The 12,143-nt window shown below is 61.3% G+C and carries 14 protein-coding genes; 9 read left to right on the forward strand and 5 right to left on the reverse strand.

Annotated features, from left to right (window positions below):
• Both G3O01_RS39745 and G3O01_RS39750 read right to left on the reverse strand, forming a co-directional pair.
• Window positions 1-933 (reverse strand): electron transfer flavoprotein subunit alpha/FixB family protein, encoded by a 933-nt coding sequence (locus tag G3O01_RS39745; RefSeq protein ID WP_205812953.1) that lies wholly within the window; start codon window positions 931-933, stop codon window positions 1-3.
• Window positions 934-961: 28 nt separating this feature from the next.
• Complete coding sequence (locus tag G3O01_RS39750) at window positions 962-1,711, reverse strand: electron transfer flavoprotein subunit beta/FixA family protein (protein ID WP_205812954.1); 750 nt, start codon at window positions 1,709-1,711, stop codon at window positions 962-964.
• Window positions 1,712-1,929: 218 nt separating this feature from the next.
• On the opposite strand from G3O01_RS39750, the gene G3O01_RS39755 reads away from it, so the two are divergent.
• Window positions 1,930-2,577, forward strand: a complete 648-nt coding sequence (locus G3O01_RS39755) for an ABC transporter substrate-binding protein (RefSeq protein ID WP_205812955.1) — start codon at window positions 1,930-1,932, stop codon at window positions 2,575-2,577.
• A gap of 42 nt (window positions 2,578-2,619) precedes the next feature.
• Here the strand turns inward: G3O01_RS39755 and G3O01_RS39760 are convergent, their stop codons facing one another.
• Complete coding sequence (locus G3O01_RS39760) at window positions 2,620-3,531, reverse strand: LysR family transcriptional regulator (protein WP_205812956.1); 912 nt, start codon at window positions 3,529-3,531, stop codon at window positions 2,620-2,622.
• Window positions 3,532-3,712: 181 nt separating this feature from the next.
• Here G3O01_RS39760 and G3O01_RS39765 point away from each other — a divergent pair, with 181 nt between their 5' ends.
• From G3O01_RS39765 to G3O01_RS39775, 3 genes are read left to right on the forward strand one after another with little or no spacing between them, the layout of a single operon-like run.
• Window positions 3,713-4,240 carry a lactoylglutathione lyase family protein gene (locus tag G3O01_RS39765; protein WP_205812957.1) on the forward strand — a complete coding sequence of 176 codons (528 nt, stop codon included), beginning with the start codon at window positions 3,713-3,715 and terminating at the stop codon, window positions 4,238-4,240.
• Window positions 4,237-5,247, forward strand: coding sequence for an alcohol dehydrogenase catalytic domain-containing protein (locus G3O01_RS39770; RefSeq protein WP_241024663.1), 1,011 nt, complete (start codon window positions 4,237-4,239; stop codon window positions 5,245-5,247). The genes G3O01_RS39765 and G3O01_RS39770 overlap by 4 nt, the downstream gene beginning before the upstream one ends.
• Before the next feature lie 21 nt (window positions 5,248-5,268).
• The gene (locus tag G3O01_RS39775; protein ID WP_205812958.1) at window positions 5,269-6,390 is read left to right on the forward strand and encodes an NADH:flavin oxidoreductase/NADH oxidase; all 1,122 of its coding nucleotides are present in this window, start codon (window positions 5,269-5,271) and stop codon (window positions 6,388-6,390) included.
• Window positions 6,391-6,412: 22 nt separating this feature from the next.
• On the opposite strand, the gene G3O01_RS39780 is transcribed toward G3O01_RS39775, so the two are convergent.
• A complete protein-coding gene (locus G3O01_RS39780; protein WP_205812959.1) occupies window positions 6,413-7,321 on the reverse strand; it encodes a LysR family transcriptional regulator in 909 nt (302 codons plus the stop codon).
• Between the two features lie 87 nt (window positions 7,322-7,408).
• On the opposite strand from G3O01_RS39780, the gene G3O01_RS39785 reads away from it, so the two are divergent.
• Window positions 7,409-7,921, forward strand: a complete 513-nt coding sequence (locus tag G3O01_RS39785; protein ID WP_205812960.1) for an SRPBCC domain-containing protein — start codon at window positions 7,409-7,411, stop codon at window positions 7,919-7,921.
• 10 nt (window positions 7,922-7,931) lie between these two features.
• On the opposite strand, the gene G3O01_RS39790 is transcribed toward G3O01_RS39785, so the two are convergent.
• Window positions 7,932-8,393, reverse strand: a complete 462-nt coding sequence (locus G3O01_RS39790) for an Rrf2 family transcriptional regulator (protein ID WP_205812961.1) — start codon at window positions 8,391-8,393, stop codon at window positions 7,932-7,934.
• A gap of 265 nt (window positions 8,394-8,658) precedes the next feature.
• On the opposite strand from G3O01_RS39790, the gene G3O01_RS39795 reads away from it, so the two are divergent.
• The 4 genes from G3O01_RS39795 to G3O01_RS39810 all read left to right on the forward strand — a co-directional run bounded on the left by G3O01_RS39795 (window position 8,659) and on the right by G3O01_RS39810 (window position 12,103).
• On the forward strand, window positions 8,659-9,741 hold the full coding sequence (locus G3O01_RS39795; protein ID WP_205812962.1) for an alkene reductase: 1,083 nt from the start codon (window positions 8,659-8,661) through the stop codon (window positions 9,739-9,741).
• A gap of 138 nt (window positions 9,742-9,879) precedes the next feature.
• Window positions 9,880-10,176: a hypothetical protein gene (locus tag G3O01_RS39800; RefSeq protein ID WP_205812963.1), complete on the forward strand. Its 297-nt coding sequence runs from the start codon at window positions 9,880-9,882 to the stop codon at window positions 10,174-10,176.
• A gap of 347 nt (window positions 10,177-10,523) precedes the next feature.
• Window positions 10,524-11,363: an ABC transporter permease subunit gene (locus G3O01_RS39805; RefSeq protein ID WP_205812964.1), complete on the forward strand. Its 840-nt coding sequence runs from the start codon at window positions 10,524-10,526 to the stop codon at window positions 11,361-11,363.
• Window positions 11,360-12,103 carry an ABC transporter ATP-binding protein gene (locus G3O01_RS39810; protein WP_205812965.1) on the forward strand — a complete coding sequence of 248 codons (744 nt, stop codon included), beginning with the start codon at window positions 11,360-11,362 and terminating at the stop codon, window positions 12,101-12,103. Before G3O01_RS39805 ends, G3O01_RS39810 begins: the two co-directional genes overlap by 4 nt.
• The last annotated feature ends 40 nt before the right edge of the window (window positions 12,104-12,143 follow it).

Below are 12,143 nucleotides of genomic sequence, written 5' to 3' on the forward strand. Positions count from 1 at the left end.
TCACAGCGTGGAAGCGAGTTCCGGCACGATCGAAAACAGATCGCCGACGAGGCCGTAATCCGCGACGCTGAAAATCGGCGCTTCTTCGTCCTTGTTGATTGCGACGATCACCTTCGAATCCTTCATACCGGCCAGATGCTGGATTGCACCCGAAATGCCAACAGCGATATACAACTGCGGCGCGACGATCTTGCCGGTTTGGCCGACCTGATAGTCGTTCGGCACATAGCCAGCATCGACGGCTGCGCGCGAGGCGCCCAGCGCAGCTTGTAGCTTGTCTGCCAGCGGTTCGAGCACCTTCGTATAGTTTTCGCCGCTGCCAAGACCACGGCCACCCGACACGATAACGCTTGCCGAAGTCAGTTCCGGACGGTCCAGCTTCGTCACTTCGCGGCTCACGAACTGCGAGATGCCTGCATCGGCTGCTGCTTCGATCGTCTCGACGGATGCGCTGCCGCCTTCCGCTGCAACCGGGTCGAAGCCCGTCGAGCGAACCGTGATGACCTTGATCGGATCGGCCGATTGCACGATCGCGATGGCGTTGCCAGCGTAGATCGGTCGCTCGAACGTGTCGGCGCTGACGACAGCCGTGATGTCACTGATCTGCGCAACGTCAAGCTTTGCAGCGATACGCGGCGCGATGTTCTTGCCGCAAGCCGTCGCCGGCGCGAGGATGTGCGAATAGTCCTTTGCGATGTTCAGCGCCGTAGCTTCGACGTTCTCCGCAAGCCCTTCGGCCAATTGCGGTGCGTCCGCCAGCAGCACCTTCGATACACCTAAGACCTTCGCAGCCGCATCAGCCGCGCCTTGCGCATTGTGCCCAGCGACCAGCACATGCACGTCGCCACCGATCTTCTGCGCAGCAGCAACCGTATTCAGCGTCGCTGCCTTGAGCGCCGCGTTGTCGTGTTCAGCAATTACCAGAATCGTCATTTCATTCGTCTCCGAGTGCCTGAAAAAATCAAAGCACCTTGGCTTCGGTCTTGAGCTTTTCGACCAGCGTCTTCACGTCAGCCACTTTCACGCCAGCGCTGCGCTTCGGCGGTTCACTAACCTTCAGCATCTTCAGACGCGGCGTGACATCGACGCCAAGATCCTCAGGCCTCACGATTTCCAGCGGCTTCTTCTTCGCCTTCATGATGTTCGGCAGCGTCACATAACGCGGCTCGTTCAGGCGCAAATCAGTCGTGACAACAGCGGGCAATGTGAGCGATACCGTCTCCGCGCCGCCATCAATCTCACGCGACACAGTCGCCTTGCCATCGGCAATGACGACTTTCGATGCAAACGTCGCTTGCGGGAATCCAGCCAAAGCAGCCAGCATCTGCCCCGTCTGATTCGAATCATCATCAATGGCCTGCTTGCCGAGCACAACCAGAGACGGCGCTTCCTTATCGACCAACGCCTTCAGCAGCTTCGCCACAGCCAGCGGCTGCAACTCGTCATCGGACTCGACCAGCACAGCACGGTCAGCACCAATCGCCAGTGCCGTACGCAACGTCTCCTGACACTGCGCGACGCCACACGACACCGCAATAACTTCGGTAGCGATACCTGCCTCTTTCAACTGCACCGCCTCTTCAACAGCGATCTCATCGAACGGGTTCATCGACATCTTCACATTCGCGATATCGATGCCCGTGCCATCCGACTTCACGCGGACTTTCACGTTGTAGTCAACCACTCTCTTGACGGGGACCAGGACTTTCAAAAGACGTCTCCTTTATACGGACCGTTTGCGAGTCGAAGCCTCGCAGCAGCCTCTATTTGAAAGCCCGCCCCGCCGCAACGCAAATACCAGATTGCTCTGCCCGCCATAGGTTTCGTCGATGCCTGTCACCCTCGCTGCCGATTTCCCGCAACACCCCTACAATAGGTGTCGCCACGGCGAAACCCTTCGCCGCCGTCGTTAGCCCAAGCATTTACATCATGAATATTGCCCACATCAGATCGCGATTTCTCGGTGCCGTCCTGTTCTTTACGATGCTCGCCTTCGGCCATGCGGCGTCGGCGCAGACCGTCGACAGCTCCGACCCGCAGATTCTGATCAAGTCAGTGACACAACAGGTGCTCGACGAAGTGCACACAAAGTCGATCGATCCGTCGGATATTCCGCGCATCATGGACATCGTGAACCGGGACATCCTGCCCTACATCGATTTCGAGCATACGACGCAGCTCGCGCTGGCCCGCTACTGGCGCACCGCGACGCCCGAGCAACAGCAACAGCTCGTTCAACAGTTCAAGATGCTGCTGATCCATCTGTATTCGGGCGCGCTCGCGCAACTGAAGCCGGATCAGAAAATCGAATATCCGCCGATGCGGGTCGGGCAATCGGATACCGACGCCGTCGTGCGTACGATCGCCTCCACCAACGCCCAGCCGATCGAGATCGACTACCGTCTGCGCAAGACGCCGCAGGGCTGGCGCGTCTATGACCTCAACGTGATGGGCGCATGGCTCGTGCAGACCTATCGCCAGCAGTTCGGCGAGACGATCCAGCAGAGCGGTATCGATGGGCTGCTGCGTTTCCTGACGGATCGCAATCAGCAGCTTGCGTCGGGCAAACCGCAATAAGCACTGTCATTCAAACTGACGGTTCGTGTTAGGCGCGAACCGTCAGGCACGCGCACGCGCTCCTTTCACGACCTTGCAGTGCGCACCCGCGAAGCGCTCGCGCAGATAGTCCACGGTCTTCTGGCAGCGCGTGGAGAGCGGCCATTCCGCACGATGAATCAGCCATAGCGTATCGACCACAGGCGCGCCGCATTCGACGACGGCAATCGCCTCCGGCTTCGGAAACACGGTACGCGCATAACGCGGAATCACCGTAAAGCCGAGCCCGCGCGCGACGAATTCCAGAATGAGCCCGACCTGATTGCTGAAGCCATGCCGCGGCAGGCTGGCGACGCCCGGATTGCGTGGAAAGCGGCGGCTCAACAGGCGGTTGGCCATCGCCTGGCCATCGGGATGATCGATAAAGCCGAGACGTTGCAGATCGCTCCACTCGTGCGCGGTCTCACCCGCCGGCACGACCAGTTCCAGCGGCTCTTCGGCAAACTTGCTGGCGGCAAGGCGCGCGTCGTCAGGTTTCAATGTGACGAAACCGAGTTCGTACTGATTCGCCAGCACCGCGCTGATCACCTCCGGGTCGGGTGCAAAGCGATGCCGCATCTTCCAGTTCGGATTGTCCTGCTGCAAGTCGAGCAGGATCGGAAACAGAGCGAGCCCGATGCTGCCCGGACTGATCAGGCCGATTTCGCCATCGGCATCGTCGTCGTCGGACAGCCGCAGGCGCAGCTTCTTGTCCGCCACTTCAATTTCCTTGCAATAGTCGAGCAGCGCCTGTCCCGCGGGCGTCAGTTCGATGCCGCGCGTGCGCCGGATCACGAGCAGGCCAAGCCTGTCTTCGAGCTGACGCAGATGCTGGCTCACGGCCGCTTGCGTGATCTGCAGTTTCTCTGCTGCGCGCGTGAAGCTGCCGAGTTCGATGAGCGCGGCGAACGTCTGCAACCATTGCGGATTGAGCATAGCGATTCTTCAAAAACGGTAAGCATGATGTGCCTGCCATTCTAGACGCGTGCCAGATCACGCGCTGGCAGGGCATAAGCAGGTTTTATCGAACGCATTAGGCTGGCTGTGTTTCTTTTATGAGGCACCCGCCTTACGCTTGCGGACTCTGGAAGCCGTTTTCGCCGCAAAAGGAACGCCTATGCCCTCGCCTTATCCCCGCTCGTTTTCCCACATCGGTCTTTCCGTCACCGATCTCGACGCCGCCGTGCAGTTCTATACCGACGTAATGGGCTGGTATCTGATCATGCCGCCCACCACGATTACCGAAGACGACAGCGCCATCGGCGTGATGTGCACCGACGTTTTCGGCGCGGGCTGGGGATCGTTCCGTATCGCACATCTGTCGACGGGCGACCGCATCGGTGTCGAAATCTTCCAGTTCGCGAACGCGCAAAAGCCCGAAAACAACTTCGAGTACTGGAAAACAGGCGTGTTTCACTTCTGCGTGCAGGACCCCGACGTCGAAGGACTGGCCGCGAAAATCGTCGCGGCGGGCGGCAAGCAGCGCATGCCCGTGCGCGAATACTTCCCTGGTGAGAAGCCGTACCGGATGGTCTACATGGAAGACCCGTTCGGCAATATCGTCGAGATTTACAGCCACAGCTATGAGCTGACGTACGCCGCCGGCGCGTATCAATCACCCGCACGCACGGCGGAGAACGCATGAGCGATCGACTTCACGAAGCCGTGCCAGACACATGGCGCGCATGGACGTGGACGGGCAACGGCGATCCTCTTACGCTCGCGCTTCGGAGTGTGCAGGCCATCGTGCCAGGACCTGGCGAAGTACTCGTGCGTAACGCGGTGATCGGACTCAACCCGGTCGACTGGAAGGTTCTCGGCGGCGATCTCGTCGACTGGCAACCCGGCAAGGTGCCGGGCGTCGACGGTGCGGGCGTCGTCGTAGCTGTGGGCGCGGGCGTACCGGATGCGTGGATCGGACAGCGCGTCGCGTACCACACGAACCTCGCGACGCCCGGCAGCTTCGCCGAATACACGCCCGTCAAACAACGCGCGTTGCTGCGCATCCCGCAGACGCTCGATTTCGCAACGGCGGCCAGCTTCCCGTGCCCCGCACTGACCGCGTGGCTCGCGCTCGACAAGCTGCCGCCGCATGCGGGCCAACGTGTGCTGGTAAGCGGCGCGGGCGGCGCCGTCGGCCATTACGTGGTGCAGCTTGCCGCGGCGCGCGGCTACGACGTGAGCGTGATGTGCAATGCGCGTCACTGGGCACGCTTGCGCTCGCTGGGCGCGCGTGACTGTTTCGACGGGCCGCTTGCGGATCACGCGCCCTCGCCCGCTTCGCTCAATGCGCAATGCTTCGCGGTGATCGACAGCGTCAACGAAGCGCACGCGGCGCGTCTCGCGCCCGCATTGCGCGCGAACGGCCACCTCGTCTGCATTCAGGGGCGCGTGTCGGACTGGCCGTGCGCACCGTTCGGCCGCGCGTTGTCGCTGCATGAAGTCGCGCTCGGCGCGTTGCATCAGCATGGCGACGACGCCGACTGGCAACGCCTCGTCGCTGCGGGCGAACAGATGCTGCAATCCATCGCCGATAGCCGCATCGTCGCCGAAGCACATGTTGTCGGCGACTTTGCCGCCCTGCCCGAACAACTCGACGCCCTGCGGCAGCGCTCGTTCTCGGGCAAGCCGCTGGTCGCTGTTTCTCACTGATTCCGGAATCAAGAGGTTCGCATGTCAGCGCTTTTTTCCCGCTACAAACTGAAGGATCTCACGCTGCGTAATCGCGTCGCCGTGCCGCCCATGTGTCAATACAGCGCCACCGACGGTCTCACCGACGACTGGCATCAAGTGCATTACGCCGGACTCGCGCGCGGCGGCGCCGGGCTGGTGATCGTCGAAGCGACGGCTGTGTCGCCGGAAGGCCGCATCACGCCCGCCTGCACCGGCCTGTGGAACGACGAGCAGGCCGAAGGCATGGCGCGTATCGCCGCGTCGATCAAACGAAGCGGTGCCGTGCCCGGCATCCAGATCGGACACGCGGGGTGGAAAGGCAGCGCCAACCGCCCGTGGGATGGCGACGACCACATTCCCAACGACGACCCGCGCGGCTGGCAAACCCTGTCGCCGTCGGCGATCGCGTTTGGCGGCAAGCTCGACAAGGTGCCGACCGAAATGACGCTCGACGATATCGCCCGCGTGCAGGCCGATTTCGTCGCCGCCGCGATTCGCGCGCGGGATGTCGGTTTCGAATGGCTCGAACTGCACTTCGCGCACGGCTATCTCGCGCAGAGCTTCTTCTCCGTACATGCGAACCGCCGCACCGATCACTACGGCGGTAACGCCGAAGGGCGCGGCCGCTTTCTGCTCGAAACGCTCGATGCCGTGCGCGCCGTGTGGCCCGAACGTTTGCCGCTGACCGCGCGCTTCGGCGTAATCGAATTCGATGGGCGCGATGAAGAAACGCTCGCCGAATCGATTGAAATGGTGCGACGCATGAAGCGCGGCGGTCTCGATCTGCTGAACGTCAGCATGGGCTTTTCGACACCGCAGGCGAACGTGCCGTGGTCGTCCGGCTTCATGGTGCCGATTGCCGCGCGCGTGCGCCGCGAGGCCGACATTGACGTTGCAACTGCATGGGGTATCGACGATCCGCGCGAAGCGCAGCAGGCTATCGGCGACCAGCAACTCGATCTCGTGATGATGGGCCGCGCGCATCTCGCCGATCCGCACTATCCGTTCCGCGCGGCGCGCGAGCTGAACGTCGGCAAGGCGTCGTCGTTGCTGCTGCCCGAGCAGTACGCGTACTGGCTCTCACGCTATCCCGGGCCGCAAAACGGCGATCCCGTCGAGTGATCCGACCGACTGCGCGGCGCGCTTACTCCAGCGCCGCGCAGGTCTTGAACAGCAGCTCGCGCACCCATTGGTGAGCGGGCGCGCGATGCGTGCGCTCGTGCCACGCAACCGTCTTCGTGAAGCCGGGAATATCGAGTGGCGGTTCGACTGTCACGAGACCTCGCGTACGCGCGACCAGCCGTTGTGGCACGACAGCGATCAGATCGCTGCTCTTCAGAATGCGCGGCAGCACGAGAAAGCTCGTCACCGACACAGTCACCCGTCGCTCGCGCCCAAGCCGCGCGAGCGCGTCATCCGTCACGCCGCGAAAGCTTCCGCCGGTGTACGACACCAGCGCGTGATCGAGCGTGCAAAAGCGATCGAGCGATAACACGCCGCCTTGCGCGTCAGGATGATTCGCGCGCATCGCGCACACGTAGCGTTCGTCGAATAGCCGTCGCGCATGCAGATCCGGCAGCGTGCTCTCCGGCGTGACCAGCGCGAGATCGATCTCGCCGCGCTCGAACTGCGTCTGCAACAACGCGTCCTGCACAGGCACCACGGCGACGCGCACGCCCGGCGCCTTGCGGCGCAACGCTTCGAGAAATGGCAGCACGACAGCCTGCATCGCGTAATCGGTCGATGCGATGGTCAGCGTGAGTTCGGCCGTCGCCGGCTCGAATGCCTGCGGGCGCAGCAATGCATCGATTTCACCGAGGATCTGCTTGAGCGGCGCGGCCAGTTCGAGCGCGCGCAGCGTCGGCACGATGCCGCGCTGCGTACGCACGAACAGCGGATCGTCGAAGCTTTCGCGCAGGCGCGTCAGCATGCCGCTCACAGCCGGCTGCGTCAGCGCGAGACGCTGCGCGGCCTTCGTCACGTTGCGCTCGTCGAGCAGCGCATCGAGCGTGCGCAGCAGGTTCAGATCGATAGTTCTGATATCAGATTGCATGATGGCGAAAATCATCAAACGCGATTGGATTTATTTCAGGATAGCGCCGATCATGGTTCCTGTTCAACCATCGACAGGACACGCATCATGCATGACATCGTTTGGCCCGAAGGCTACGTGCCGGGCTTTTCCGACAACTTTGCATCGAACGAAATGATTGTTACGGGACTAAGCGTTGCCGACGTGTGGCAGCAACTCGACGACACGACCGCATGGCCGGGCTATTACAGCAATGCGTCGGAAATCCGTTTTTACGAAGGCAAAGGCCCGAAACTCAGCCAGGGCGCACGCTTTCGCTTTACGACGTTCGGCTTTCCTGTTGAAGCCGAAGTCACCGAATACGTGCCGCCCGCTGACGGCTCGCCCGCGCGAGTGGCATGGCACGGCTGGGTGGAAGGCGACGCGCAGTCACGTCTCGACGTGCACCACGCGTGGCTGTTCGAAGACTTGCCGGGCGGTCGCGTGCGTATCCTCACGCAAGAGACGCAAAACGGCGCGCCCGCGAAAGAACTGGCGCAAACGCGGCCGAACCCGATGATCAACGGGCATCAGGAATGGCTCGACGGGCTGGTTGCCGCAGCGCGACGCGCACGCGGTTGATGTGTCCGGCTTACGGGCGCGATTGAGATGCGTCCGATGTTTGCGATGCAAGAATCTCTTCAAGCACCGCCGCGACCGTTTTCGATGCCAGCGTGGTTCTCGTGGATTCGTGGATCGAATCGTAGACGTGGGTCAACGTCGAGCCGATACCTCGCCCGACAGGGCAAATCTGGCTCGGTTGCGTGGGATGCAGCGCGAACTGGCTGCCCTCTTCGAGCGCGTCGAAAACGTCGAGCAGCGATATTTCCGTAGCGGGCCTGGCGAGGCGCCAGCCCGCGTTGATGCCGCGATAGCTTTGCACCAGCCCGGCTTTGGACAGCACGCCGAGCGTCCGCCGGATGACGACGGGATTGGTCTTCACACTCGCGGCGATCCGCTCGGAGGTGACGGGCTCATCGGGTTGCTTGCGTGCGACGAGCGCCATCCAGGCCAGAATGTGGGTAGCAACCGTCAGGCGGCTATTCGCGCTCATATCACAACCTATTGATCGATTCAGATATAACTATATTAGTTACATCTAAATCTGTCAAATTGCTTCCAGACAGCGATCTGGCTTAACGGCGCACCTCCACAGCATCCTCACACGATCGAACATCGTTCTATTGCGAAATTTGAATCTTGTCGTTACGATACGATTCAACTACGATGTAACTACATTAGTTACATCGAATGAGGTTGTAATGCAGATCAAATGTGCATTGCTGCCTTTCATCGACAATCCAGACGAGGTTCACGCAATGTCCACACTCTTCGATCCGATCCAGATCGGCGCACTGAAGCTGCCTAATCGCATCATCATGGCGCCGCTCACCCGCATGCGTGCGTTCGACGAACGCGCGCCCGGGCCGCTCAACGCGCAGCATTACGCGCTGCGCGCGAGCGCGGGGCTGATCATCACGGAAGCCACGTCGGTGACGCCGCAGGGCGTTGGCTATCCGAACACGCCGGGCATCTGGAGCGAGAAGCAGATCGAAGGATGGAAGAAGGTCATATCGTCGGTTCACGCCAACGGCGGTTTGATCGTGTCGCAACTGTGGCACGTCGGCCGCGTATCGGACCCGGTCTACCATGAAGGACAGGCACCCGTCGCGCCGAGCGCAATTGCACCGGAAGGCCACGTGACGCGCATTCGCCCGATGCGCGGCTACACCGTGCCGCGCGCACTGGAGACGGACGAAGTCCCCGGCATCGTGGAAGATTTCCGGCGTGGCGCGGAGAACGCGAAGCGTGCCGGTTTTGACGGCGTCGAACTGCATGCGGCGAATGGCTATCTGTTCGATCAGTTCCTGCATGACGGCTCGAACAAGCGCACGGACCGCTACGGCGGTTCGATCGAAAACCGCGCGCGCTTCCTGCTCGAAGCCGTCGATGCGCTGCTCACCGTGTGGCCGGCCAATCGCATCGGCGTGCATCTGAACCTCATGTCGACTTCGTATTCGATGCACGACTCGAATCCCCGCGCGCTGTTCTGCTATGTCGCCGAGCAACTGAATGCGCGTCACATCGCGTTCATCTTTGCGCGCGAGTCGCTGGATCGCGGCGATGAGCGCATCGGGCGCGACGTGCGGCGTATCTTCAATGGCGCGTACATCCTCAATGAAGGCTTGACGAAAGAAAGCGCCGAGCAGGCAATCGAACGTGGAGAAGGTGACGCTGCCGCATTCGGACGTCCGTTCGTCGCCAATCCCGATCTGGTAGAGCGCTTCCGGCTCGGCGCGGCGTTGAATACGATCAACCCGGAAACGATCTATACCGACGACGAAGCGGGCTACAACGACTATCCGCTGCTAGGCGAAGTCGCTGAAGCCACGGGTGGTTAAAAGACCGTCTGACCGCTCAAACTGAGACGCGCTGTCAAGCGACGGCGCTTTCAGGCCCTATCATGGTTCGCTGAGTCCATCTCCTGAAGCAGGAAGCAACGGACACCAACGATTCCCCAATAGGGCACGAAAGCGGATATGGACGCAGACTTCCTCGACTATGACGCGCTGACACTGATGCTGGAAAAGCGGATTGCCGTCCATATCACGACGGCCCGCAAGAAGCGCTCACACAATGAAGAAAAGGAACATCAGTTCTTCGTTGCCGCTGCCAACGAGGCCCTGTTCGTCTGGATGCTGCTTGCAAGCCGCATCAAATCGGCTCACTACGATGCCGACAAGGCGCGACTGATCCGGATGATCGAGGATCTCGCGCCTGTCAGCACACTGCCCGCCGGCGAAGATCGCCAGACTGGATTTCTGTCAGTCGTATAGGCCGTCCGCAATGGACGGCTTTTTGCGTTGCACTGCAACGCTTCCAGCTCTTGCCAAAGCGTTTTATCCGCGATAACAGATGCGCGTGCATCGATCGTTCGTTTGCCTCTCTTCTTATAAGCAATGCATGCAATGCCGTTCGAGCCATGCATTTGCCACTCTCCGTCAGAACTGAAAAGCAAAGCACAATAAAGCGTTTGTCTTTGCAGCGCTAACCAGCTTTAAATATCAAGCTCGCCTTCGCGAGAAGCACACCTTTCCTGACGCATCACATGTTGTCTTCGGATTGGGTGCCGTCATGGCTCCGCAGCGGAGCGATCTCTTTTCATCGCGATCATGGAGCACATGTGTCTGATCTAACTTCTTCGCGTCACGGGCATGTTTCGCCCTTGCGCACGCGCGCCGGCGTGTCGAAAGTCACACTGTACAAGTGGCTTTCGTGGGCTGTTCCAGCGCTTGTCGTCGTGTTGTGGGAAGCCGCGGCGCGTCTGGGTCTCATCACATCGCAGGTGCTGCCGGCGCCCAGCAGCGTGCTCGGAACGGCAATCGACCTCGCGCGTAACGGCGAACTGTTCGTCCACCTCGGCGTGTCGTTGCTGCGCGCTGCCGCGGGCTTTGTGATCGGCGGAACGATCGGGCTGGCGCTCGGCATTCTCGTCGGCTTCTCGCCGTTCGCGCAGGCGCTATTCGACCGCTCGATCCAGATGGTGCGCGCCGTACCCTTTCTCGCGATGCTGCCGCTCGTCATCGTCTGGTTCGGTGTTGGCGAAGTCGCGAAGATTTTTCTCGTCGCGCTTGCCGTGCTCTTTCCCATCTACATCAACACGATGCTCGGCATCCGCCAGATCGATCCGAAGCTAATGGAACTTGCGAAGGTGATCGGGCTCGACTGGACCGCCATCGTGCGGCGGATCATCCTGCCCGGCGCGATGCCGTCGATCCTCACCGGCGTGCGCTACGCGCTCGCTCATGCATGGCTCGCACTCGTGATCGCCGAAACGCTCGCGACAACCAAAGGCATCGGCTTTCTCGCGATGGATGCCCGTGAATTCCTGCAAACCAATGTCATTCTGCTGACCATGATCATCTACGCGATTATCGGCGTGATCGCCGACGCCCTGGTGCGATCGCTCGAAGCCCGCTTTCTGTCGTGGCACGCGAACTACGCGCAAGGAGTACGCCAATGAGCGCGAGCCTCGCTTTATCCCGTGAATCGAATGTCCTTGAACTCAATGAAGAGCGTGCGGCGCGGCCAGGGCTCGCCGTATCGGTACGCGGTCTGCAACGCCGTTACGGCGCTCGGGTCGTCATCGATGCGCTCGATCTCGACATCAACAAGGGCGAATTCGTCGCGCTGCTAGGAGAAAGCGGCTGCGGCAAGACCACGCTGCTGCGCGCGCTGGCCGGACTCGATCGGCCCGATGCGGGACAGATCCGCGCGCCAGAGCGGCCTTCCGTCGTGTTTCAGGAGCATCGGTTGCTGCCGTGGGCCACGCTATGGGAAAACGTCGCGCTTGGCCATGAAGCGACCGTTGGCCGCGCGGGTGCCGCTCATGCGCTCAATGAAGTCGGCCTGTCCGGCCGCGAAAACGACTGGCCGCGCAATCTGTCGGGCGGCCAGGCGCAACGCGTCGCGCTGGCGCGCGCACTCGTTCGCGATCCTGCGCTGCTCCTGCTCGACGAACCGTTCGCGGCACTCGACGCGCTCACGCGCATCAAGATGCACGGACTCGTCAAGGAACTCGTGGCACGCCATCAGCCCGGCGTGCTGATCGTCACGCATGACGTGGACGAAGCGCTCACGCTCGCCGATCGCATTCTGGTGATGCGCGCGGGGCGCATCGCCGCTTCCTTCCAGCCCAAACACCACACACCCCAGGAGTTGCGATCCGTCCTGCTCGACGAGCTGGGCGTACGTGCTCACTGATCGGATCGCTTTTCAGCATCACATCGAGGACTTTAAAACA

The sequence above is a fragment of the Burkholderia sp. Ac-20365 genome, assembly GCF_017104715.1.
GTDB lineage: Bacteria > Pseudomonadota > Gammaproteobacteria > Burkholderiales > Burkholderiaceae > Paraburkholderia.